Raw genomic sequence first — 22,281 nt, forward strand, 5'->3', positions numbered from 1 at the left:
GCGTCCCCCTCCTCCTCTCGGGACGAAGAGCCCGGCCCTCGCGGCCGGGCTTTTTTTTACGTCAGACGAAGGCGCGATAGGCGTCGAGATCTTCCGGCGCGCCCACATTGAGGCCCTTCGCCTCGGAGGCGATTCGCTTCAGCAGGCCGGTCAGCACCTTGCCGGCGCCGCATTCGACGAATTTGTCGACGCCCGCGCTCGCCATATGGGCGACGCATTCCCGCCAGCGCACCGTGCCGGTCACCTGCTCCACCAGAAGGCGACGGATATCGTCCGGCGAAATGATCGGGCTCGCGGTCACATTGGCGACGACGGGGACCTTGGGCGCGAGAATCGTGGTCGTCGCCAGCGCCTCGCGCATGGCGTCGGCGGCGGGCTGCATCAGCGCGCAATGGAAGGGCGCGGAGACGGGCAGCGACACGGCGCGCTTCACGCCCCGCTCCTTGGCGATGAGAATCGCCTTCTCGACCGCGGCCTTGGCGCCGGAGACGACGATCTGGCCGCCGCCATTGTCATTGGCGACCTGGCAGACCACCCCTTCGGCCTCGGCGGCCGCCTCGGCGATCGCGCGGGCGGCGTCGAAATCAACGCCGATGAGCGCGGCCATCGCGCCCGCGCCGACCGGAACCGCGGCCTGCATGGCCTGGCCGCGCAGCCGCAACAGCCGCGCAGTGTCGGCAATGGAGAGCGCCCCGGCGGCGGCGAGCGCCGAATATTCGCCGAGCGAATGGCCGGCGACGAATTTGGCGTCGCGGGAAAGATCGAGCCCGGCCTCGGCCTCGAGCACGCGAATGGCGGCGAGGGAGACCGCCATCAGCGCCGGCTGGGCGTTGGCGGTGAGCGTCAGCTCGGCTTCCGGGCCTTCGAACATGATCTTGGAGAGCGGCGCGCCGAGGGCGGCGTCCACTTCCTCATAGACGGCGCGCGCCTGAGGAAAGGCCTCGCCGAGCGCCTTGCCCATGCCGACCGCCTGCGACCCCTGCCCCGGAAACACGAATGCCTTCGCCATGCGCTGCTCGTCCCCTCATTTTGGATTGACGAGCGCCGAGTGACGCAGGCGCGGACGGGTGTCAAGCCGGATCGGCCGAAATACAGAGGCCCGGGGCGTCTTGTCGCCTCGAGCACGACGATGCGCGAAACTGTGAGAATGGTCGTCTTGTGGCAAGCGAGCCGACGCTGTGGCGGAGGCCGCCGAGAGCCGCTACGACTCCGCGCGAAACGCCTGTAGGACTTCTCCGTGATTGACCTGAACGACCCAGGAGAAAGTCCAATCGAAAATGTCCATGTCTTCAGCGCCCGGATGCCAGATGTCATTCAGAATGCAGGATAAATTTCGGAGCGAAATGAGATCGAGAGAATCGAACTCATAGAAATTCACGAACACGACAACTGGATCATACCCACAATAGCCGACAACACGATCATAGAGAAACGGTCCGTTCTCAATAGGAATCGATTTATCGATCTCGCGAAACGACATCGAAAACAGCTTTCCAATCTCTTGCCGTTCGAGAGACGCGTCGATTCCGATCCTCTCGAACAAGCGTCGCCGAATTATTGTGGATTCGGCGACGCTCAAAGTCATGAAATCGGGAAATGGCGCGCAATTTTCGGATTCATAATCCAGCTGCTTTTGCTTCAACATCAATTTTGGCTCGACATTGGAAGGCCAAATAGCGCGCTTCCGATTCGGACGCGCTCACGACCTATTCACGTCGTGAGCGCGCGTCTCAAATCGCTGCGCAAAGGGACATAGCGCAAGCTCTCCGGCGGGGCTCTATCAGGAGGCCGGCCGGTTCTTGATCAGATCATCCACCACGCTCGGATCGGCGAGCGTCGACGTATCCCCCAGCGCGCCGAACTCGTTCTCGGCGATCTTGCGCAAAATGCGGCGCATGATCTTGCCGGAGCGCGTCTTCGGCAGGCCGGGCGCGAATTGGATCACATCCGGCGAGGCGATGGCGGAAATCTCCTTGCGCACGAAATCGACCAGCTCCTTGCGCAGACGCTCGGAAGCCTCGACGCCGCCCATCAGCGTCACATAGGCATAGATGCCCTGGCCCTTGATGGCGTGCGGGAAGCCGACGACCGCCGCCTCGGCGACCTTCTCATGAGCGACGAGCGCGCTCTCTATCTCCGCCGTGCCGAGACGATGGCCGGAGACATTGATGACGTCGTCGACGCGGCCGGTGATCCAATAATAGCCGTCGGAATCGCGCCGGCAGCCATCGCCGGTGAAATATTTGCCCGGATAGGCGGTGAAATAGGTCTGCACGAAACGCTCGTGATCGCCGAACACGGTGCGCGCCTGTCCCGGCCAGCTATCGGCGATGACGAGATTGCCCTCGCAGGCGCCATCCAGCACATTGCCGTTTGCGTCGACGATCTCCGGCTGCACGCCGAAGAAGGGCTTGGTCGCCGAGCCCGGCTTCAGCGCCGTCGCGCCCGGCAGCGGCGCGATCAGAATGCCGCCCGTCTCCGTCTGCCACCATGTGTCGACGATCGGGCAGCGGCCCTCGCCGACGACCCGGTGATACCACTCCCAGGCTTCTGGATTGATCGGCTCGCCAACCGAGCCGAGCAGGCGCACCGACTTGCGGCTGGTCTTCTTCACCGGCTCCTCGCCGGCGCCCATCAAAGCGCGGATCGCCGTCGGCGCCGTGTAGAAAATATCGACCTTGTGCTTGTCGATCACTTCCCAGAAGCGCGAGACGGTCGGATAATTCGGCACGCCCTCGAACATCAGCGTCGTCGCGCCATTGGCGAGCGGGCCATAGACGATATAGCTGTGGCCCGTTACCCAGCCGACATCCGCCGTGCACCAATAGACGTCGCCCTCGCGATAGTCGAAGACGAGCTCATGCGTGAGCGCGGCGTGGACGAGATACCCGCCCGTCGTATGCAGCACGCCCTTGGGCTTTCCGGTCGAGCCCGATGTGTAGAGGATGAACAGCGGATCCTCGGCGCCGACCTCGGCGTAAGGGCAATCCTCGGGGACTTTCTTCGCCTCGTCCTCGTAACGAAAATCGCGGCCGGGCTTCATATCCACTTTCGCGCCAGTGCGCGTGACGACGATGACGGTCTTGGCCGAGACCTTCTCCAGCGCGGCGTCGACATTGTCCTTGAGCGGCGATTTGCGGCCGCCGCGCACGCCCTCATCCGCCGTGATGACGACATCCGATTGCGCGTCTTCGATGCGGCCGGCCAGCGCATCCGGCGAGAAGCCGCCGAACACCACCGAATGCACGGCGCCGATGCGCGCGCAGGCGAGCATGGCGTAGGCGGCCTCCGGAATCATCGGCAGATAGATCGTCACGCGATCGCCTTTGCGCACGCCATGCGCCTTCAGCACATTGGCGAAGCGGCAGACCTGCTCGTGCAATTCGCGATAGGTGATGTGGCGCGAGAGCGAGGGATCATCGCCCTCCCATATGATCGCGACTTGATCCGCGCGATGCGGAAGATGCCGATCGATGCAATTCATCGCGACATTGGTGGAGCCGTCGCCGAACCATTCGATCGCGACATTATGCGTGTCGAAGCTCACCTCCTTCACGCGGGTGAAAGGGGCGATCCATTCTATGCGCTGCGCCTGCTCTCCCCAAAAACCGTCGGGGTCGGCGACAGAGCGCCGGTAGAGCTCGTCATATTTCTCGGCGTTCACGCGCGCCTCGTTCCGCCACGCTTCCGGCACTGCATAGATCTTGTCGGACATTTCGAGCGTTCCCTCGGATAATCGCGGCGCGTTGTAGCGCGCCATCGGCTTTGTCGTGAATATGACCTTATTTCGCGCCTGAGGCTATGGCGTCGAGTCCGCGGGGGCGCCCCGCTTTTCGGCGCCGCCCTGCTGCGCGGCGCGCTGCGACGAGGCGCCGCGCGGGGCGCGACATCAGGTCGCAGATCGCTTCGAAGTGCTACGTATTACAGGAGCGATGCGCATGCTGCGAGCTGAAATTCACGACGGCGCCAGACTGGTCGGCGCCGGATTTGCGGCTCTTTTAAACGGCGCCACCCCTACGCCTCGAGGAGCCCAGATGAGGAAGACCCCATTGCTCGACGATATTCGCGAACTGTGCCTTCGCCGCTGCGACACGATTTTCTATTCCCTCGTCGCGATCATCGCCCTCGCCCGCGCGATCGTGGATTTCCAGGAGGGCGCGTTCAGCGCCGAGCTCTACGCCGCGCTCGTCAATTACATCGGCTATCGCGAATTGCTGCGCCTCTTCCTGTGGGCGACCGTGAATCCGCGTTACGCCATCGCCTCGCTCTATGGCGCTGTCATCGCCTCGGCGCTGCCGGTCATGTTCTCGCATCCGAGCGCCTTCTTCTTCGAATGCACGGTCTATCTGCTGCTGCGCATCGCCGCCGACATGCTGTTCGGCCTCAATGAAAAGGCCGTGGTCAAGCTCTATCGCGAGGTGCTGTTCGACTATTACAATCGCAAGCCGCCGCAGAAGCGCGACCGCAAGCGCCGCAAGTCTCTGCTCGAGCGTCTCGGCCTCGAGGAAGGCTTCGCGCCGGGCGCCGCCTGAGCTCTGGCTTCTCGAGGCGATCTTCTAGCGCTTTGGTCCTGTCTCCGGCATGGCGACGAGGACCAGCGCAAGTCCGGCGAGCGCGACCGCGGCCAGCGCCAGAAAGCCCGCCGAATAGCCGCTGGATGTGACGATGAAGCCCGCGATGGAGAGGCTCGTCGCGCCGCCCACGCCCTGCACGAGTCCGAGCCCGCCGCGCGCGAGGCTGTAATGCCCCGTGCCGCGCATGATGTCCGCCAACACCAGCGGCAGCAGCGCATCGAAGAGGCCGCCGCCGACGCCGTCCAGCAATTGCGCAGCGAGCAAATGCAGCGGCGTCTGCGCGAAGACGCAGGCGAGATCGCGCGCAAAGAGCGCGACGAAGGCGAGGACGATGAGCGGCTTGCGCCCGATGAGATCGGCGCGCTCGACGAGGAGCGCCATGCCGATCGTCGAGAGCTGCGCGAGAATGATCGCGGCCGAGGTCACGCCGCTCTCGAGGCCCGGATTTTCCGAGGCGAGCTTCTGCGCGATCAATGACAATGTCGGCGCATTGGCGAAATTGAACAGCGCCGCCGCCGCCGCATAGACGAGCAGCGTGCGGTAGTGCAGCAGATCGCGCAGCCGGCCCGGCTGCGGCGGATGCGCGAGATCGACATCCTCGAGACCGCGCGCGCGATCGTGATCTATGGTCTCGGCCGGAATGGAGAAGGCCGCCCGCGCCGCGAGCGCAGCGAAGACCGGCGCCAGATAGAAAGGCGCCGTCTGCGACGCCAGCACGCCGACGAAGCCGATGATTCCGGCGATGAAAATATTTCCCGCGCGATCGAAAGCGGCGTTGCGGCCGAGCCGCTCGGCGAGACGCTCGCGGCCATAGAGGCCGAGCGTGATCGCCGCCACTGTCGGCGCGAAGACGGCGCCGAGCGTCGCCATGACGATATCGGCCGCGACCACCACCGGAATGCTCGGCGCATGAATGATGGCGAGACCGCAGGCGCAGAGCACGAAGCTCGCGACCACCAGAAGCTCGCGCTTGGCGCGCGTGCGATCGATGAAGGCGCCGACCGCAGGATGCGCGGCTATGCCGACGAGCCCGCTGACCGTGAGCACGGCGCCGATCTCGGCCTGGCTCCAATGCGCCTGCGTGAACAGGAAAACCCCGACGAAAGGCCCCATTCCGCCACGCACGTCGGCGAGGAAGAAATTGAGCCGATCGAGAGCGTCGAAGCGCATGGCGGCGATCCCCTGAGCTTCCCCCGCGAGCGTCCCGCAGGGACCAAACGCCCGGGAGCGGGATAATCGACGTTTCCGAGCCGGCGCTTTTGGGCTAGGAGCGGATTATTCTGGGACGGAGGGGCGGCGTATGGGGCAGTTCTTTCGGGACAGGCTGCGGCGGCTGCGGGATCGGCTGGTGTCGAGCCCGCGCTTTCAGCGCCTCGCCGCCGCGCATCCGCTGACCCGCGCCGCGGCGCGCAAGCGCGCGCGCTCCATGCTCGATCTCTGCGCCGGCTTCGTCTATTCGCAGGTGCTGCTGGCCTGCGTGCGGCTGAAGCTGCTCGAGCTGCTGCTGGAGCAGCCGCGCTCTGTGGAGCAGGTCGCCGAAAAGCTGGAGCTGTCGCAGGACGCCGCCGCGCGGCTGCTGGACGCCGCGGCTTCGCTCGGCCTCGTCGAGCGGCGCGGCAAGGAGCGCTTCGGCCTCGGCGAGCTGGGCGCGGCGCTCATCGGCAACAAGGCGGCGCTCTCGCTCGTCGCGCATCAGCCGATGCTCTACGCCGATCTCGCCGATCCCGTCGGCCTGCTGCGCGGCGACGAATCGGCCGAGCCGCGGCTCGCCGATTATTGGCCCTATTCGGCGGCGGAAAATCCCGCCGCCCTCTCCGCCGAGGAGGTCGCGCCCTATAGCGCGCTGATGGCCGCCTCGCAGCCGCTGGTGGCGCAGGAGCTGCTCGACATCTACCCCATCCGCCGGCACAGAGCGCTGCTCGACGTCGGCGGCGGCGAGGGCGCCTTTCTCATCGCCGCGGCGGCGCGGGCGCCGCGGCTGCAGCTGATGCTCTTCGATCTGCCGGCCGTGGTGGAGCGCGCCAGCGCCCGGCTCGAGGAAGCGGGGCTCGCCAAGCGCACGACCTTCTTTTCGGGAAATTTCCTCACCGATCCGCTGCCCAAGGGCGCGGATGTGATAACGCTGATTCGCATCGTCCATGATCACGACGACGCCTCCGCGCTGGAGCTGCTGCGCAATGTGCGCCGCGCCCTGCCGCGCGACGGGACGCTGCTGATAATAGAGGCCATGTCGGGCGTCGAGGGCGCGGAGCCGCTCGACGCCTATTACGGATTCTACACGCTGGCCATGGGCCGCGGCGAGCCGCGCACCCTCGCCGAGCTGCAGAAGCTCGCCAAAAAGGCGGGCTTTAGCCGCTTCCGCCTGCTGAGCAATCCCATGCCGATCGTCGCCAGCATTCTGCTGGCGAAGCCGGACCCCGATTATCACGGCCCCTGAGCGGCGGACCCGACTTGCCGGGGCGGAACCGAGCGGCCATGTCGCCGTTGGGGGAGAATCTCCCATGGAGGAGAAAGGCCGGCCGATGACGATCGAACCTCTGCTTCTCACCACGGCGCGCGTGGGCACATTCAAAGGCGACGCCCCGCTGACCAACGCCAGCGGCTTCTTCTTCGCGCGCGACGAGCGGCTTTTCCTGGTGACGAGCCGGCATGTGCTGAGCGACGCGGCGACCGGGCATTGCCCCGACCGTATCGAGATCGAGCTGCATATAGACGCCGAGAATATGACCCAATCGACCGGCTTCTCGATGCTGCTCTACGAGGACGGCAAGAGCGTCTGGCGCCAAGGCCTCGACGCCGGCGGCGAGATCGATGTGGCCGTCATAGAGATCGAGCGGCGGGCTCTGCCGGAGTCGACCGTCTATCGAGCCTTCACGCCGGCGCATCTCTGCGGCGAGTTCGACACGGTGGAGGTCGGCTCCTCGCTGCTGATTCTCGGCTTTCCCTTGGGCTTCCACGACACGCTGCATCACATGCCGGTGGCGCGGCAGGGCGTCGTCGCCTCCTCCTTCGGCCTGCGCTTTCAGGGCCAGGGCTATTTTCTCACCGACGCGCGCACCCACAGAGGCGCGAGCGGCGCGCCCGTGGTGGCCCGCGTGCCGGCGCTGGAGGCGCGCCAGGGCGATCTTCCCTGGACGCTGCTCGGCGTCCATTCGGCCCGGCTGGACGTCGGCCGCGACCTCCAGCAGGACGAGGCGCTGGGCCTCAACTGCGCCTGGTACGCGGATATTCTGCTCCCGCTCACGGAGTGAGCCGCGACGAGGCCTCGGCGAGCGCGTCGAAGGGCAGCAGAATGGACCCGCGCCGCATCGGGAAGGCGCGCGCCGCGGCGAATATCTCCAGCTCCCGCCACCGCTCGGGAAAGCCGACCTCGGCGCCGTCCAGAAGCTGCGCCAGCGCTTCGCCGGCCGTGAGGACATCGGCGAAAGTCTCGCCGATCGCCCCCGCGACAACGATTGCGGTCGCGGCCATGCCGAGCGTGCAGGCCCGCGCGCGATGGCCGAGAGCAACGATGCGGCCGTTCTCGCATCGCAGATCGAGCGTCAGCCGGCTGCCGCAGATCGGGCTCGTCCGCGTGACGGAGACGTCGGCGTCGGCGAGGCGCAAGTCGTCGCGCGCTCGCCGCGCCCAGTCGCGCACGCGCCGCTCATAGAGCGCGGCGAGCGCTGTGTCGGTCATGCCGGCTCGTCGCGCGTCTGCCGCCCCAGCACGGCCAGGAACAGCAGCGCGAAATGCAGCCCGTGCCGCACATCCTCGTCGCCCGCCGCGCGCAGCAGGCCGAGCAGGGACGGCGTCGGCTTGCGCGACGCCTCATTGGCGGCGAAGCGGGCGGCGTTGCCGAGCGTCCATGCCGCGCCGATCGACTCCTCATAGGCTTTCATCAGCTTTTGGATCATCGCGTCGTCGGCCATGTCCACAGCGTCGGAAGCGAGAGAGAGAAGATCGACGATATTGTGAAAGCGCCGGCCCTGAAGCAAAGGCGAGGCTTTCTCGAGAAGATCGGCGATTCCCTTTCGCGTCGCCTCGTCGAGCGTTGGCGAGGCGCTTTCATGGCGCATGTCGAGTTCGGTCGTGTTCATCGCTCATCCCTCGCTTTTTCAGATCACGCCACGCGCGACGGACCAATAGATTCCGCGGTTGAAAGCCTTGCGGAGAAGACCGCCGAGCTTGGTGGGCGGCGTCGGATGAACATCCTCGTCATAATCGTACCAGAGCGGCATTCCGAGCTCGAGGCCCATTTGCGCCACGGCCTGGACCTTGCCGTCATAGGCGTCGACCGTGCGGCCGATTCGAATGTCGCCGGCAATATTATTCGCGATGACCGGGCATTGGTTGTGACAGGAGCCGCCGGCCTTGCTGATCGGCAGATCGACGGTGTCGCCCATCACATAGGCGTTGGCGTAGCCTTCGATCTGCAAGGTTCGGCGGTCGGTAGGCAGCCAGCCTTCATTGTTCATCGCCTGCGAGACGCCGCTTTCGATCACCGCATCGACCGCGCGAATCGGCGGCGTGCACATCAGCAGATCGAAATTTTCCTCTTGTCCTTCCGCGGAGCGCGCGACCTTGCGATCGGGATCGACCGAATCCAGCGTGAATCCGCGCTGGAATTTGATTCCCTTGCTCTCGAAAACAGAGGGCAGCACCTCGCAGACCTCCTGCTGGAGGAAGAGGCAGTTGCGCAGCAGCTGGGAGACGGTCGGATAGGTGTAGACGATCTCGACCTGGTCGCGCACGCCTTTGCGGCGCAGATATTCGTCGAGCATCAGCGTCGTCTCGATCGGCGCTATGCCGCATTGATGCGGAACATTGGGCGTCTTCGGAAAATTGACGGTGATGAAGATGCGGCCCTTTTCGAAGCCGCGGAGCTTGTCGGCGAGGCGACGCGCCGGCTCATATTGATAGAAATAGTCTCCCGCCTCTTTCAGGCCCTGTATGCGCTCGGGCGCCGGCAGGCAGCCCGTCGACACGACGATATAGTCATAGCCGATTCGCCGGCCGCTCTTCGTCGTCACGGCGGAGCCGGGGAAATCGAATCGCTCCACCTTGTCGACGATGAACTCGATCTCGGGCCGCAGCAGGGAGCTCTGCTTGCGGCGCAGCTCGCCCTCGAAGAACATGTCGAAGGCGACATACATGAAAGCCGGCTTGTAATAGTGCCAGGGCGAGTCGGAGAGCATGGTCACCTGGACCGAGCCTTCCGATATCTCGGGGTAGAGCTTTGCGACGATGCTGTTGGCGGTCATCGTTCCGCCTATGCCGCCGCCGACGACGAGTATGCGCTTGGCCACTGCTTCCTCCCTTTTTTCCGCGGGGCTTTTGCGCCCGCGGTTTTTTCGACGCGCTCTGGGCGCGGCGGCTCCTCCGGGGCAGTCACTCGCCTCGGGCTCGGCCTCTGTTTAAAATGACCGGTCGTCTCAAATCGGGGCAAAAAATCAGGCGCGGAAATAGCCGTTCAGCAGCATGTCGCGGAACTGGGTCAGCGGGCGGACCGAGCGCTCGATCTTCATGCGCAGAAGCGAGCCCTGCCACGCGTCCACGAGAAAGTCGGCCATTTCCTTGGCGTCGAGATCACGGCGGAAGCAGCCCTCCGCCTGGCCGCGCGCGACGCCATCCCGCAGCTTGTCTCTATAGCGCCGCACCGCCTCTCGCAGCGAGGTCTGGCACAGATCGCTGGTGTCGCCGATCTCGCCGATCAGATTGCCGAGCAGGCAGCCGCCTTTGAACTCCCGGCGCTCCGTATCGGCGATCAGCTCGTCGAAATAGGCGCGGAGCGCCGCATCTGCGCCGACGTCGGTGCGCGCGAGATGCGCGTCGAGCTGGGCGATGAAAGGGTCGATATAATGCTTCACCACCTCGGCGCTGAACGCTTCCTTGCTGGGGAAGTAATTGTAGAACGAGCCCTTGGGCACGCCGACGCTCTGCACCAGCTCGTGCAGGCCGGTGCCGTGGTAGCCCTGCTCCATCAGCAAAGCGACGCCCTGGTCCAGGAGCTTGCGCCGAATATCGTTCACGTCCCGTCTGCTCATGGCGCTCTTATACGACCGATCGTCTCAAACGGCAAGAGACTGGCCGGGGCGTGCTCCATCGCCACAGGATCGCCTGCTTTGCGCCTTTTGCGACGATTTGCTAAAGGGCGCCGGAGAGCGCACCGCGCGCCCGAGGCTCCAGGACACTCCGAAATGGAAAAATTCGTCACCCTCACCGGCGTCGCCGCGCCGCTGCCGATCATGAACATCGACACGGACATGATCATCCCGAAGCAATATCTGAAGACGATTGCGCGCACCGGCCTCGGCAAGGGTCTCTTCTCGGAGCTGCGCTATAAGGACGACGGATCGGACAATCCCGATTTCGTGCTCAACAAGCCGGCCTATCGCGACGTCAAGATTCTGGTGGCGGGCGATAATTTCGGCTGCGGCTCGTCGCGCGAGCACGCCCCCTGGGCGCTGCTCGACTATGGCGTGAAGGCGGTGATCTCCACCAGCTTCGCCGACATCTTCTACAATAACTGCTTCAAGAACGGCATTCTGCCGATCAAGGTCTCCCAGGCCGAGCTCGAGAAGCTGATGGACGACGCGGCGCGCGGCGCCAACGCCACACTGACGATCGACCTGCCGGCTCAGGAAATTCGCGGTCCGGACGGCGGCGTCGTCAAATTCGACATCGATCCTTTCCGTAAGCACTGCCTGCTCGAGGGGCTCGACGATATCGGCCTCACGCTGCAAAAGGCCGGCGCGATCGACGCTTTCGAGGCCAAATCGGCCGCCGCTCGACCCTGGGCCTGATCGCGGTTTCCCGGATTGCAAAAAAGTAACGAGGGTTTTTGGTCGAGAAAGCTTAGGATCGCCGCGAGCCGCGCGCGAACTACGCGGTCCGTCTCTCTCGTGCAGGGCGCTGAGACTTGAGCTTTCGATCCTACCCATCCACGAGCGACGCCCGACCCGGCCTGTTGAGCCGGATCGGGGAACGGCTGCGCCTGCGCCGCCCCTCCCGAGCGGAGGCTGAGGCGCGGTTTTCGACCGAAATCGACGCTCGCATGGAAAATGGCGCCGATAATTTAGGCGCCGATGAGACGCCCGAATTCAGCGCCTCCGGCCCAGCGGCCTATTCGGAGGAGGAGGCCGCCGCGCATAAGGGCGTGCTGTCGATCCAGCATCTCGCCAAAGCCTATAAGACCCGACGCGTCGTCGAGGATGTGAGCCTGCATGTGGCGCGCGGCGAGGCGGTGGGCCTGCTCGGCCCCAATGGCGCCGGCAAGACCACGGTCTTCTATATGATTACCGGGCTAGTGAAGCCCGATCGCGGCGTCATCGCGCTCGACGGCTATGACGTCACCGGCCTGCCCATGTATCGGCGCGCGCGGCTCGGCATCGGCTATCTGCCGCAAGAGGCGTCGATTTTCCGCGGCCTGACGGTCGAGGACAATATCCGCGCCGTGCTGGAGATCACCCAGCCCGACAAGCGCCTGCGCGAGCAGGAGCTGGATGCGCTGCTGGAGGAGTTCAAGCTCGAGCGCCTGCGCCGCACGCCGGCGGTGGCGCTCTCGGGCGGCGAGCGGCGGCGCTGCGAGATCGCCCGCGCCCTCGCCGGTCGCCCCGCCTTCATGCTGCTGGACGAGCCTTTCGCAGGCATCGACCCCATAGCCGTCGGCGGCATTCAGGATCTCGTGCGGCATTTGAAGGCGCGCGGCATAGGCGTGCTGATAACGGACCATAGCGTGCGCGAGACGCTGGGCCTCACCGACCGCGCCTACATCATCTACAACGGCCATGTTTTGACGGAAGGAACGCCCGAGGAGATCGTCGCGCATCAGGATGTGCGGCGCATCTATCTCGGCGAAGATTTCCGCATGTGATTTCGGATTGTGTGATTTTTGGAACGTGATTTCGACCGGAAGCGTCGCGGCGATTAACTGCTAGGCGGAATTTCCGGTGGGCGCCGAATAAATGGTCCTGCGCCCAATCCGACCCCGTGCTATAAGCAAGAAACAGGCCGAGAACAGCCGTTGTGGCGGCCCAATGCCGTACGTAATGGCGGAAAGTTTCGAGTAGGCGGAAAATGGCTATTTCCACCAAGCTGATGATGCGTCAGGGCCAAGCCCTGGTGATGACGCCCCAATTGCTGCAAGCGATCAAGCTGCTGCAATTCTCCAATCTCGAACTTTCCGCTTTCCTGCATGAGGAGCTCGAACGAAATCCGCTGCTCGAGGCGGTCGAGTCCGACGACTTCCCCGACACGCATCAGGAGCGTAGCAGCGATGGCGACGACCGCGGCGACGCCGGCTTCGACGGGGTCGGCGAGCCGCGCGAAGGCGATTGGGCGCAGGAAAGTCTTGCGGTGGACGCCGGCCAGCTCGCGGCCGAGCTCGGCACGGAGATCGGCAACGCCTTCGAGCTCGAGGGCCAGCGCCCCGGCGCCGACACCTCCGGCTCGCTCGAGGGCGCGGGCCTCTCGGCCAATTCCTGGACCGGCGCCAGCGGCGGCGGCGGCGATGGCGAGACGCCCAATCTCGAGGCCTATGTCGCCGCGGACGCCAATCTGCACGATCATCTCGCCGAGCAGCTCGCCCTCGCTTCCGCCGACCCGCGTGATCGGCTGATCGGCCACGCCATCATCGATGCGATCGACGAGACCGGCTATCTGCGCGAGGACATAGACGAGATCGCGCTGCGGCTCGACGCCGATCCCGTGCGCGCAGCGGCCGTGCTGGCGACGATCCAGAGCTTCGACCCATCGGGCATCGGCGCACGCGACCTGCAGGAGTGTCTCGCCATTCAGCTGCGCGAGCGCGACCGCTTCGATCCGGCGATGCAAATCTTCGTCGCCAATCTGCCGCTGCTCGCCAAGCGCGATTTCCCCGCTCTGGCGCGGCTGTGCGGCGTGGACGAGGACGATGTGGCGGATATGGCGGCGGAGGTTCGCCGTCTCGATCCCAAGCCCGGCCGCGCCTTCGGCGGCGCGCCGATCCAGCCGCTGGTCGCCGATGTCATCGTGCGCCCGGCGACCGACGGCAGCTGGATGGTGGAGCTGAACTCCGACGCTCTGCCGCGCGTGCTGGTGAACCACTCCTATGCCGCGAAGGTGAGCGCCGGCGCCAAACGCGACGGCGACAAGACCTTTATCTCGAGCTGCCTGCAGAACGCCAATTGGCTGACCAAGAGCCTCGAGCAGCGCTCGCGCACTATTTTGAAGGTCGCCTCGGAGATCGTGCGACTGCAGGACGCCTTCCTCGCCAAGGGCGTGGAGCATTTGCGGCCGCTCAATCTGCGCACCATCGCCGACGCCATCGGCATGCACGAATCGACCGTCTCCCGCGTCACCTCCAATAAATATATGATGACGCCGCGCGGCATATTCGAGCTCAAATATTTCTTCTCCGCCTCCATCGCCACCACCAGCGGCGGCGAAGCCCATTCGGCCGAGGCGGTGCGCTACAAGATCAAGCAGATGATCGACAAGGAGAGCCCTTTCGACGTGCTCTCCGACGACGCCATCGTGGCGCGGCTCAAGGAGATCGACATCGACATCGCCCGCCGCACCGTCGCCAAATATCGCGACAGCCTGCGCATCCCCTCTTCCGTCGATCGCCGCCGCGCCAAGCAGGCGATGGCGCGGGAGCATGCGCCGGCGCTGTGAGCCGACCCGGCGGGGGACGCCCTGCCGCGAATGACGGCGCCCCTTTTGTCCAGTCGATGCAATTCATTGGCTCCGTAACAACTCCTAGGCGCCCGGGCGCCGCGGGAATGAGCAAAACGCTCGCCCATTGACTTCCCGAGCCGAGGCACTTAGAGCCTGTCGCCGAAGCGGGCAGGGCGCAAATGCGAGCTCGGCCCGTCTTCCGCCACGTTCGAACGGCAAGAATGACGCTCGGACGCTGGGCCGGGATATTCGCCGGCGTCGCGGCGAGGACCGTGGGGGGACGGTCGAAACCGACGCTCACGAGACCATAGCGAGATTTTTTCAAGGAAGGCGGCTCCGCGCCCGGCGCGAGCCCTCCAATGGACGAGGCGAATCCGATATGTCGCTGCGCGTGTCCGGCAAGAACATCAACATCGGCGAGGCTTTGCGGATTCACGTCGGCGACAGGCTGAAGGCGGCCGCCGGCAAATATTTCGACGGCGAGCTCAGCGGCCATGTGACGATTTCGCCGGAAGGCTCTGGCTTTCGCGCCGATTGCAGCCTGCATCTCGCCGGAATCGACGTTCAGGCCGACGGCCGCGCGCAGGAGCCCTACGCCTCCTTCGATCAGGCCGCCGATCGCATCGAGAAGCGCCTGCGCCGCTATAAGAGCCGGCTGAAGGATCATCACGCCCCGCGCGAGGACGGCGAGGTGGCGCAGAGCTATGTGCTCGAGGCGCCCGATCAGGAGCAGGATGCGCCCAAGGAATTCGCGCCGACGATCGTCGCCGAGGCGACGTCGCGGCTGCCTCGGCTGACGGTCTCGGCTGCGGTTTTGGACCTCGATCTGACCGGCGCGCCGGTCGTCGTTTTCCGCAACGCCGACACCGGTCGGCTCAATGTTGTCTACCGACGCAACGACGACCATATCGGTTGGATCGATGCGCCGGGCGGCGAATAGACGGCATATATCTTGCCTTTTGATTGGATGCAGCTGTGAGGGCGGCCATGCTTATTTCGCACCAATGGAATTCGCCCTGCGACCCGAATGAGAGCGGCCCCCGCCGCCGAGGGTCGCGTCGCAATGGCGCGACGCGGAGCATCCTTTGATGAACAGCGATCTCGCGCGCAACACGCGCGACGGCGGAGCTCGGCCCCGACACGGCCTCGAATGGGATAGACGCCACATGCGGCTCGCGGATTTGCTCTCCACAGAAGCGGTCATTCCCTCGCTCAAGGCGAACAACAAGAAGCAGGCGCTTCAGGAGCTGAGCGAGAAGGCGGCCGAGATTTCCGGCCTGCCGGCCCGCGAGATCTTCGACGCGTTGCTGCAGCGCGAACGCCTCGGCTCCACCGGCATAGGCGACGGCGTCGCCATTCCGCATGGCAAGCTGGCCCGCGTCAAAACGATCTTCGGAATTTTCGCGCGGCTCGAGCGGCCGATCGACTTCGAAGCGCTCGACGGCGCGCCGGTCGATCTCGTTTTTCTTCTTGTGACGCCGGAGGCTTCCGGCGCCGATCACCTCAAGGCGCTGGCCTGCGCGGCGCGCGTGCTGCGCGACCCTTCGATCGTCGCGACGATTCGCGCGACGCGGGACCCTTCGGCCCTCTATTCCATCATCGCGCAAACCTCCACGCCCCACGCCGCCTGAGGCCTTCGCGCCGCTGACGTCAGCCGGCCGCGATACGGCGAAAGAATGGCCGCGGATTACTCCGCGGCTGTTCTCGGCTTGCTGTGGGAGGCGTGGCCGCCCTTGCGTCCTGCCTCGGACGCGAGCTGGTGATCGCGGGAGAAGCTCCGCTTGGTCGGATCGACGCTCTGGCCACCCTTGCGTCCCGCCTTGGCGGCCAGCTCGGGGTTCTGCGAGAAGCTGCGCTTTTCATCGGGAACGTTCTGGCCGCCCTTGCGCGCGATCGCCCGCTGCTTCTCGGGGTCCATCGAAGCAAAGCCACGGTTCGACTTTTTCGTTTCCTGGATCGCCGTCATATCTTTTACCTTCTCTTGTCCCCCGGGAGTCAACGCCCGAGTCAAGACAAGGTTGCGCTCTATTCGGTTCCGATAGAAGTTTTTTTTGCCGCAATTGGGCCTGTGGTCTATACGTACGAAAATCAGCTATTACCTACGCTATGGCCTAATTGCTCACTTATGCTTATCATTGTGTTTGAGATGGGACCGTCTGTCGAAAAACAAAGCTTGGCTGATAATCGCTTTCAAGCTGTCGACACTGAAAGGCTTGGCGATGAGAAACGCCGGCTCCGGCGGCTCTCCGGTCAGAAAGCGCTCTGGATAGGCGGTGACGAAGATCACCGGAGTGGACAGCGAGCCGAGTATTTCATTGACCGCCTCGAGGCCGGAGCTGCCGTCCGCCAGCTGAATATCGGCCAGAATGAGGCCCGGAGGAGTCTTGGATATGGCCTCGACCGCCTCCCTATGCGTGCGCGCCACGGCGACGACTCTATGGCCGAGCTCCTCGACCAGCCCGCGCAGATCGAGCGCGATCAGCGGCTCGTCCTCTATGATGAGCACATCGGTCGCCAATTGGCCGGCGATCTCGGCGCTCGCCGTGTCGATCAGCGCCGCCGCCCGCGCCTCGGTGACGGCGAGCGCCCGCGCGATCTCGCCCAGCGAGAAGCCCTCCAGCGCATGCAGCAGAAAAGCGATGCGCGGCTGCAGCGAGATAGCGTCGAGATTGCGCCGCGCGCCCGTCTCATCGTCGCCCGCGAGGCCGGAATGGTCGGTGTGGGCGTTGATCGGGCTCGACGTCCAGATTTCCAGAAACAGGCGATAGAGGGAGATTTTCAGATCCTCGTCGGCGACGAGGCGGGTGGGGTCGGCGACCGCAGTCTCGAGCGTCGCCAGCACATAGGCGTCGCCCCCTTCGCGGCTGCCCGAGAGAGCGCGGGCGAAACGCCGCAAATAAGGCACATGCCTTAGAATAGCCTGAGAAATGGACATCATGTCCCTCGTTTCGCGTTGCGAAAGTCGCGCCATCATGGCGCGCCGTGCTGCGTCAAATCGCCGCCGTATATATGGGAACTATTTGGTAAAATTAGCGTTGTGAGTGGGTCGACGCATCGCAATATAGCGCAGCCGCGTCCGCTCGCCAGAGTCGGGCCTCACGGGAATTCTCGAGGAGCAGATGGTAAAAAGCAGCCGGAAGTCCACTGCCGCCGCCTTGAGCACAAGCGAAAACCCGAGCATGGAGGACGGCGCCGTCGTCGCAGCGCCATCGCAGGACAATGTAGGGCTCATGGTCTTGAATTCCCATCGTCCGGCGCGCTACGCGCGCGCCGAGGCGGAACCCAATGACCTCGGCGAGCAAATCGGCGAGCAGCTGCGCGGACTCTATGAGGACGTCCTCAACCAGCCGATTCCGGATCGTTTCCTAGAGCTCTTGAACCGGCTCGAGAGCGACCCGATATCCCCGCAGCGGTCGAAGGCGCCCGGGGAGGGATAGTGTCGACATCCGAAGCGGCGAAAGCCCAAGGAAAGGGGACGAAGGCCGACCTCGTCGCGGCGATTCCCAATCTGCGCGCATTCGCGGTTTCGCTCTGCGGCAACGCCGATCGCGCCGATGATCTGGTCCAGGAGACCTTGGTCAAGGCCTGGAGCAGCTTGGCCTCCTTCACCGAAGGGACCAATCTCACGGCTTGGCTGTTCACCATTCTGCGCAACATCCACTATAGCGACTATCGCAAGCGGCGCCGCGAGGCGCCCGACCCAGACGGCGCCATAGCCGCTCGGCTGGTGTCGCTGCCGGCGCAGAACGCGCATATGGATTTTCTCGATTTTCGCAGCGCGCTGCAAAAGCTGCCGCTGGACCAGCGCGAGGCGCTGATCCTGGTCGCCGCCTCGGGCCTTTCCTATGAGGAGGCCGCCGCGATCTGCAATTGCGCGCCGGGCACAATGAAGAGCCGTGTCAATCGCGCGCGCAATCGCCTCGCCGAGGTTCTCGCGCTGCGCTCGACCAGCGATATCGGCGATTCCTATTTCATCGGCGAGCAGTCGATTCTGCCGCGCACGGGCAATGATTGATAGACGGGCCGAAATGCCCCATAGGGAAGCTCGAGCCCGATAATTTTCCGCGAGCGAGACCGATGACCGACAAGACGACCGAATTCCGAACCGAGCGCGATTCCTTTGGCGACATAGAGGTTCCGGCCTCCGCCTATTGGGGCGCGCAGACGGAGCGGTCGCGGCAGAATTTCCCCATCGGCGTCGGCCGCATGCCGATCGAGATCGTCCATGCGCTGGCGCGGGTGAAGCTCGCGGCCGCGGAGGCCAATCTCGAGAAAGGCCTGCTGAAGGGCGAGGTCGCCGCCGCCATCTCCACCGCCGCCCGCGACGTGATCGAGGGCAAGCTCGACGAGCATTTCCCGCTCGTCGTCTGGCAGACGGGCTCCGGCACGCAGTCCAATATGAACGTCAATGAGGTGATCGCCAATCGCGCCAATGAGGCGCTGGGCGCCGGCCGCGGGGCCAAGGAGCCGGTTCACCCCAACGACCACGTCAATCTCGGCCAATCCTCCAACGACAGCTTCCCCACCGCCATTCACGTCGCCGCGGCGATCGCGATCTCGCAGCGCCTGCTGCCGGCGGTGGAGCGGCTGCACGCGGCGCTCGCCGCCAAGTCCAAGGCCTTCGAGCATATCGTCAAGATCGGCCGCACCCATTTGCAGGATGCGACGCCGGTGACGCTCGGCCAGGAATTTTCCGGCTATGCGGCGCAGGCGGAGTTCGGCGCAAAGCGCATTCGCCAGGGGCTCGAGGATTTGTTCCTGCTCGCCCAGGGCGGCACCGCCGTCGGCACGGGCGTCAACACATACAAAGGCTTCGCCGAGGCGGTCGCGGCCAAGATCGCGGCGCAGACCGGCCTGCCGTTCAAAACGGCGCCGAATAAATTCGAGGCGCTCGCCGCCCATGACGCCGCCGTCTTCGCTCATGGCGCGCTGAACGCGCTCGCCGCCGGGCTCTATAAGATCGGCTGCGACATTCGCCTGCTCGGCTGCGGCCCTCGCGCCGGCCTCGCCGAGCTGAAGCTGCCGGAGAACGAGCCCGGCTCCTCCATCATGCCGGGCAAGGTCAATCCGACCCAGGTCGAAGCGCTGACCATGGTCTGCACGCGCGTCTTCGGCAATAATGCGACCATCACCTTCGCCGCTTCGCAGGGCCATCTCGAGCTCAATGTGCTGAAGCCGGTCATCGCCGCCGCGCTGCTCGAATCGACGATATTGCTCGCTGACGGAATCGACAGCTTCATCACCCGCTGCATCGACGGGATCGAGCCCGACGAGGCGAATATCAAGAATTTCCTCGAGCGGTCGCTGATGCTGGTGACGGCGCTCGCGCCCAAGATCGGCTATGACGCCGCCTCCAAAATCGCCCGCGCCGCGCATCACAATGGCACGACGCTGCGCGAAGAGGCGCTGAAGTCCGGCAAGGTGACGGACGCAGAATTCGACGCGCTGGTGCGGCCGGAGAATATGCTCGCGCCGAATGATTGAAGGTCCGCCCGCGCGCGATAAGCCGGCGAAGGCGGACGAGATTCCTCTCGACATGGAGGAGCTTCGCGCCATCGCCGGATATTCCGCCGAATGCGCTGCGGCCACGCTCGATATTTTCGAACGATTCTCTCCCACGGATTCCCGTCCGCGAAATTCGATCGAAGCTGCGCGGACGTTCGCGCACGGCGGTAAAAGGGGGAAGGCGCTACGGGACGCGGCGCTCGCCGCGCTGAAGGCGGCGCTCGCATCCGATGACCCCGCCGCCAGCCACGCAGCGCGGGCCGCTATGTGCGCGTCATCGGCGGCTTATCTTCATCCCTTGGCGCGTTCGACTCAGGTCAGGCATATTCTCGGAGCCGCCGCTCACGCGGCTAGAGCCGTCGAATTGACGGCGGGCGAGACTGTCGATCTCGGAGCCGATCGAATACGGCGCGCCGCCCGTTGCGCGACTCCACAGGTCGTCGACGTGCTGCGCCGCTTTCCGGCGGCGCCGTCCGGCGGAGGACGCGTCGGCGAACTGCTCCGTTCTCTCGACCGAACGCTTCGCGCCGGCGCGCTGACGCCGAGCGCCTCCGAACACGAAGCCTCATAGTTCATTTCACCACGCAAGCGCGCGCGATGCGCTCGAGGCGTGCGCGCCCTTCGTCGGTCGCAGCGTCGGGCAACGCTTCTTCCTGCGCCGCCTCGCGCGCGGCGCAATCGCAGGCCGTCTCGCATTTTTGAGCGTTGGCGCCAGAGGCGACGCATTGCGCGCGGCAGGCTTCCTCGAAACGCGCATTCTGCATCGGCGCGAGCAGCATGGCGACGGCGGTGAAGCCGGCGAAGAACAAAGGCTGATGCAGGAGATAGAGCGCGAGGCTGTGCCGCCCGAGCAAGGCGACGCCGCGCGTCATCACATTGCCATGCGAATCCGTGACGGCCGCTGGGCCTAGACGCGCCAGCTTCGCCGCGCCGACGCCGAAGAGCAGCGCGCCCGCCCAAGGCGCGAGCGGACGATAATCATTGGTCATCGGCTCGAAGGTCGAAAGCCCCGTCCACCAGAACCAAGGCGCATCGAAGAAAGAGGCGCGCGCGAAGAAGGACGCCCCGACCAGCGCAAAGCCCGCGGCGAAAGCCGCCGGCCAGGGGAGCCGCAGACACGGCAGCGCGAGCAGGCTCGCCGCCGCTATGCAATGCAGAATGCCGAAAAAGACGAAGCTCGACGGGAAGGCGATATAGGTCCCAGCGCTCACCAGCAGCGCCGCGCCCACGAGCAGAGCGAGCCGACGCCAATAGGCGCGCGCGCGAAACATCGTCCCATGCGCGAGAGTCAGCGACAAGCCCGCGATGAACAGAAAGCTCGCCGCAATCGCATGGCCGAACGCCTTATAGGCGTCCGTATAGGGAATGTCGGGATCGATATGGCCGAAATGGCCGAGGTCCCAGCCGAAGTGAAAGGCGAACATCGCCAGCACGGCGAGGCCGCGCGCGACATCCAGCCATAAGAGCCGCGCGGTCATTTGACCGCCGTCGTCGCCGTCGATTGAAACTTGCCGAACACCATATCCGGCGCCGAGAGATTGTGCCGCGACGGCATATGTCGGCCGAGCCAGATTTCCGTCGCCGGCGCGCCGGGAAAGCCGATCACCGGCGCCTCCTGCCAGCCTATGCCGCGCTTGGTGCGCCAGGCGACCAGCGCCGCGTCGCTCATCGATTGCGTGGTGTACATGGACCGCAGCGAGGCGAAGGGCAGGCCGTCGGGCATTGCGTCGCTATAGGAGACGTCGAGCACGATGCGGTCCTGATCGATGGAGGCGAGACGAATCTTCGCCTCGCCGCCGCGACGGAAGCGCAGGGTGAAGCTGCGCGTCTGCGGATCGAAGACGATCTCCTTCAGCGCGACAATGGGGCGCTCCTGCACCTCCACCGGGCCGATGAGGAAGGAGGAGCCATAGGCCGTCCAGCGCATATCCTCGAAAGGCAGCGGGCGGGCGCGCCAATATCCGTCCGGCGGGTAGAAGACCAGAATTTCTTCCGCGCGCTCGCGATAGGTCATCCACAGCTGCACGAGATGAAAGCCCTTCTCCATCCGATCGCCGACGCGCACGGGCACGTCGTTCGGCCGCCAGAAGGAGGGGAAAGTGTAGCCGACCAGCCAGAATTCCGGCGTTTCCCAAAAGGTGAGGCGACGCGCGTCGGCGGCGAATTTGGAATCATGCGAGAGATCGCAGCTCGTCCAATCCGGCGCCCAGCGATCCGAGCCGATCATGCCGATATAGGAGGGATGAACCGCCTGCACGCGCATGCGCCGCACCAGAGGCGAGACGAAATCCAGCTCGATATTGTCCTTCTCGGCGCAGAGCTCGGGCGCGGATCTGTTCTCGATCCGCACTTGCAGATCCTCCTCCGCCTCCTGCGGCTGCTGCGCGAAGGACGGCCGGGCGAAGGGCAGGCTGGAAGCGGCGAGGAGAAGCCGGCGGCGATCGATCAGCGATGCGGACATGGGCTGTATGGGTTTCCTGTAGAGTGTTTTCGAGCGAAGTGGGAACCGGTTCGCGTGAAGAAAACACGAGCAAACAAGGAGATCTAGACTCATTCGGGTTCA

At 64.9% G+C, this 22,281-nt stretch carries 24 protein-coding genes; 12 read left to right on the forward strand and 12 right to left on the reverse strand.

Annotation, left to right across the window (positions count from 1 at the left end; all coding sequences use genetic code 11):
* Nucleotides 1-61: 61 nt before the first annotated feature.
* The 3 genes from fabD to acs form a co-directional block, all read right to left on the reverse strand.
* A complete protein-coding gene (gene fabD / locus A1351_RS18500; protein WP_024878153.1) occupies nt 62-1,009 on the reverse strand; it encodes an ACP S-malonyltransferase in 948 nt (315 codons plus the stop codon).
* A 192-nt stretch (nt 1,010-1,201) separates the two neighbouring features.
* Nucleotides 1,202-1,645, reverse strand: coding sequence for a hypothetical protein (locus A1351_RS18505; RefSeq protein WP_024878152.1), 444 nt, complete (start codon nt 1,643-1,645; stop codon nt 1,202-1,204).
* A gap of 135 nt (nt 1,646-1,780) precedes the next feature.
* Nucleotides 1,781-3,715, reverse strand: a complete 1,935-nt coding sequence (acs, locus tag A1351_RS18510) for an acetate--CoA ligase (protein ID WP_064033668.1) — start codon at nt 3,713-3,715, stop codon at nt 1,781-1,783.
* 319 nt (nt 3,716-4,034) lie between these two features.
* Here acs and A1351_RS18515 point away from each other — a divergent pair, with 319 nt between their 5' ends.
* Nucleotides 4,035-4,532, forward strand: coding sequence for a hypothetical protein (locus tag A1351_RS18515; protein WP_245267196.1), 498 nt, complete (start codon nt 4,035-4,037; stop codon nt 4,530-4,532).
* A gap of 24 nt (nt 4,533-4,556) precedes the next feature.
* On the opposite strand, the gene A1351_RS18520 is transcribed toward A1351_RS18515, so the two are convergent.
* Nucleotides 4,557-5,744 (reverse strand): MFS transporter, encoded by a 1,188-nt coding sequence (locus tag A1351_RS18520; RefSeq protein ID WP_064033664.1) that lies wholly within the window; start codon nt 5,742-5,744, stop codon nt 4,557-4,559.
* 130 nt (nt 5,745-5,874) lie between these two features.
* Here A1351_RS18520 and A1351_RS18525 point away from each other — a divergent pair, with 130 nt between their 5' ends.
* Both A1351_RS18525 and A1351_RS18530 read left to right on the forward strand, forming a co-directional pair.
* On the forward strand, nt 5,875-7,011 hold the full coding sequence (locus A1351_RS18525; protein ID WP_024878148.1) for a methyltransferase: 1,137 nt from the start codon (nt 5,875-5,877) through the stop codon (nt 7,009-7,011).
* A 64-nt stretch (nt 7,012-7,075) separates the two neighbouring features.
* Nucleotides 7,076-7,825 carry a serine protease gene (locus A1351_RS18530; protein ID WP_198022727.1) on the forward strand — a complete coding sequence of 250 codons (750 nt, stop codon included), beginning with the start codon at nt 7,076-7,078 and terminating at the stop codon, nt 7,823-7,825.
* Here A1351_RS18530 and A1351_RS18535 read toward each other — a convergent pair.
* The 4 genes from A1351_RS18535 to A1351_RS18550 form a co-directional block, all read right to left on the reverse strand.
* Complete coding sequence (locus tag A1351_RS18535) at nt 7,815-8,252, reverse strand: iron-sulfur cluster assembly scaffold protein (protein WP_024878146.1); 438 nt, start codon at nt 8,250-8,252, stop codon at nt 7,815-7,817. The two genes, A1351_RS18530 and A1351_RS18535, sit on opposite strands and share 11 nt — an antisense overlap.
* Nucleotides 8,249-8,653 (reverse strand): DUF1641 domain-containing protein, encoded by a 405-nt coding sequence (locus tag A1351_RS18540; RefSeq protein ID WP_064033665.1) that lies wholly within the window; start codon nt 8,651-8,653, stop codon nt 8,249-8,251. The genes A1351_RS18535 and A1351_RS18540 overlap by 4 nt, the downstream gene beginning before the upstream one ends.
* An 18-nt stretch (nt 8,654-8,671) precedes the next feature.
* Nucleotides 8,672-9,862, reverse strand: coding sequence for an FAD/NAD(P)-binding oxidoreductase (locus tag A1351_RS18545; protein ID WP_064033666.1), 1,191 nt, complete (start codon nt 9,860-9,862; stop codon nt 8,672-8,674).
* Nucleotides 9,863-10,006: 144 nt separating this feature from the next.
* Nucleotides 10,007-10,600: a TetR/AcrR family transcriptional regulator gene (locus A1351_RS18550; protein ID WP_024878143.1), complete on the reverse strand. Its 594-nt coding sequence runs from the start codon at nt 10,598-10,600 to the stop codon at nt 10,007-10,009.
* Nucleotides 10,601-10,753: 153 nt separating this feature from the next.
* On the opposite strand from A1351_RS18550, the gene leuD reads away from it, so the two are divergent.
* The 5 genes from leuD to ptsN all read left to right on the forward strand — a co-directional run bounded on the left by leuD (nt 10,754) and on the right by ptsN (nt 15,844).
* Complete coding sequence (gene leuD / locus A1351_RS18555; RefSeq protein WP_024878142.1) at nt 10,754-11,359, forward strand: 3-isopropylmalate dehydratase small subunit; 606 nt, start codon at nt 10,754-10,756, stop codon at nt 11,357-11,359.
* A gap of 164 nt (nt 11,360-11,523) precedes the next feature.
* Nucleotides 11,524-12,429 (forward strand): LPS export ABC transporter ATP-binding protein, encoded by a 906-nt coding sequence (gene lptB / locus A1351_RS18560; protein ID WP_026599784.1) that lies wholly within the window; start codon nt 11,524-11,526, stop codon nt 12,427-12,429.
* Nucleotides 12,430-12,632: 203 nt separating this feature from the next.
* On the forward strand, nt 12,633-14,210 hold the full coding sequence (rpoN, locus tag A1351_RS18565) for an RNA polymerase factor sigma-54 (RefSeq protein WP_024878140.1): 1,578 nt from the start codon (nt 12,633-12,635) through the stop codon (nt 14,208-14,210).
* Between the two features lie 382 nt (nt 14,211-14,592).
* Nucleotides 14,593-15,153 (forward strand): ribosome hibernation-promoting factor, HPF/YfiA family, encoded by a 561-nt coding sequence (gene hpf / locus A1351_RS18570; RefSeq protein ID WP_024878139.1) that lies wholly within the window; start codon nt 14,593-14,595, stop codon nt 15,151-15,153.
* Nucleotides 15,154-15,379: 226 nt separating this feature from the next.
* The gene (gene ptsN, locus A1351_RS18575; protein ID WP_024878138.1) at nt 15,380-15,844 is read left to right on the forward strand and encodes a PTS IIA-like nitrogen regulatory protein PtsN; all 465 of its coding nucleotides are present in this window, start codon (nt 15,380-15,382) and stop codon (nt 15,842-15,844) included.
* A gap of 56 nt (nt 15,845-15,900) precedes the next feature.
* Here the strand turns inward: ptsN and A1351_RS18580 are convergent, their stop codons facing one another.
* Together A1351_RS18580 and A1351_RS18585 are read right to left on the reverse strand one after the other, a co-directional pair.
* On the reverse strand, nt 15,901-16,179 hold the full coding sequence (locus A1351_RS18580; RefSeq protein WP_024878137.1) for a general stress protein: 279 nt from the start codon (nt 16,177-16,179) through the stop codon (nt 15,901-15,903).
* 153 nt (nt 16,180-16,332) lie between these two features.
* Nucleotides 16,333-17,148: a response regulator gene (locus A1351_RS18585; protein ID WP_024878136.1), complete on the reverse strand. Its 816-nt coding sequence runs from the start codon at nt 17,146-17,148 to the stop codon at nt 16,333-16,335.
* Nucleotides 17,149-17,392: 244 nt separating this feature from the next.
* On the opposite strand from A1351_RS18585, the gene A1351_RS18590 reads away from it, so the two are divergent.
* The 4 genes from A1351_RS18590 (at nt 17,393) to A1351_RS26270 (ending at nt 20,289) form a co-directional block, all read left to right on the forward strand.
* The gene (locus A1351_RS18590) at nt 17,393-17,650 is read left to right on the forward strand and encodes a NepR family anti-sigma factor (protein WP_024878135.1); all 258 of its coding nucleotides are present in this window, start codon (nt 17,393-17,395) and stop codon (nt 17,648-17,650) included.
* Nucleotides 17,650-18,228, forward strand: coding sequence for a sigma-70 family RNA polymerase sigma factor (locus A1351_RS18595; RefSeq protein ID WP_024878134.1), 579 nt, complete (start codon nt 17,650-17,652; stop codon nt 18,226-18,228). Before A1351_RS18590 ends, A1351_RS18595 begins: the two co-directional genes overlap by 1 nt.
* 62 nt (nt 18,229-18,290) lie before the next feature.
* Entirely contained in the window at nt 18,291-19,697 is a 1,407-nt protein-coding gene (gene fumC, locus A1351_RS18600) for a class II fumarate hydratase (protein ID WP_024878133.1), read from the forward strand.
* Nucleotides 19,698-19,749: 52 nt separating this feature from the next.
* Nucleotides 19,750-20,289, forward strand: coding sequence for a putative immunity protein (locus A1351_RS26270; protein WP_036309115.1), 540 nt, complete (start codon nt 19,750-19,752; stop codon nt 20,287-20,289).
* Nucleotide 20,290: 1 nt separating this feature from the next.
* On the opposite strand, the gene A1351_RS18610 is transcribed toward A1351_RS26270, so the two are convergent.
* Both A1351_RS18610 and A1351_RS18615 read right to left on the reverse strand, forming a co-directional pair.
* A complete protein-coding gene (locus A1351_RS18610) occupies nt 20,291-21,196 on the reverse strand; it encodes a heparan-alpha-glucosaminide N-acetyltransferase (protein WP_024878131.1) in 906 nt (301 codons plus the stop codon).
* A complete protein-coding gene (locus A1351_RS18615) occupies nt 21,193-22,179 on the reverse strand; it encodes a hypothetical protein (RefSeq protein WP_024878130.1) in 987 nt (328 codons plus the stop codon). Before A1351_RS18615 ends, A1351_RS18610 begins: the two co-directional genes overlap by 4 nt.
* Nucleotides 22,180-22,281: the final 102 nt, after the last annotated feature.

Source organism: Methylosinus sp. R-45379, assembly GCF_001644125.1.
In the GTDB taxonomy this organism is placed as follows: Bacteria; Pseudomonadota; Alphaproteobacteria; order Rhizobiales; family Beijerinckiaceae; genus Methylosinus.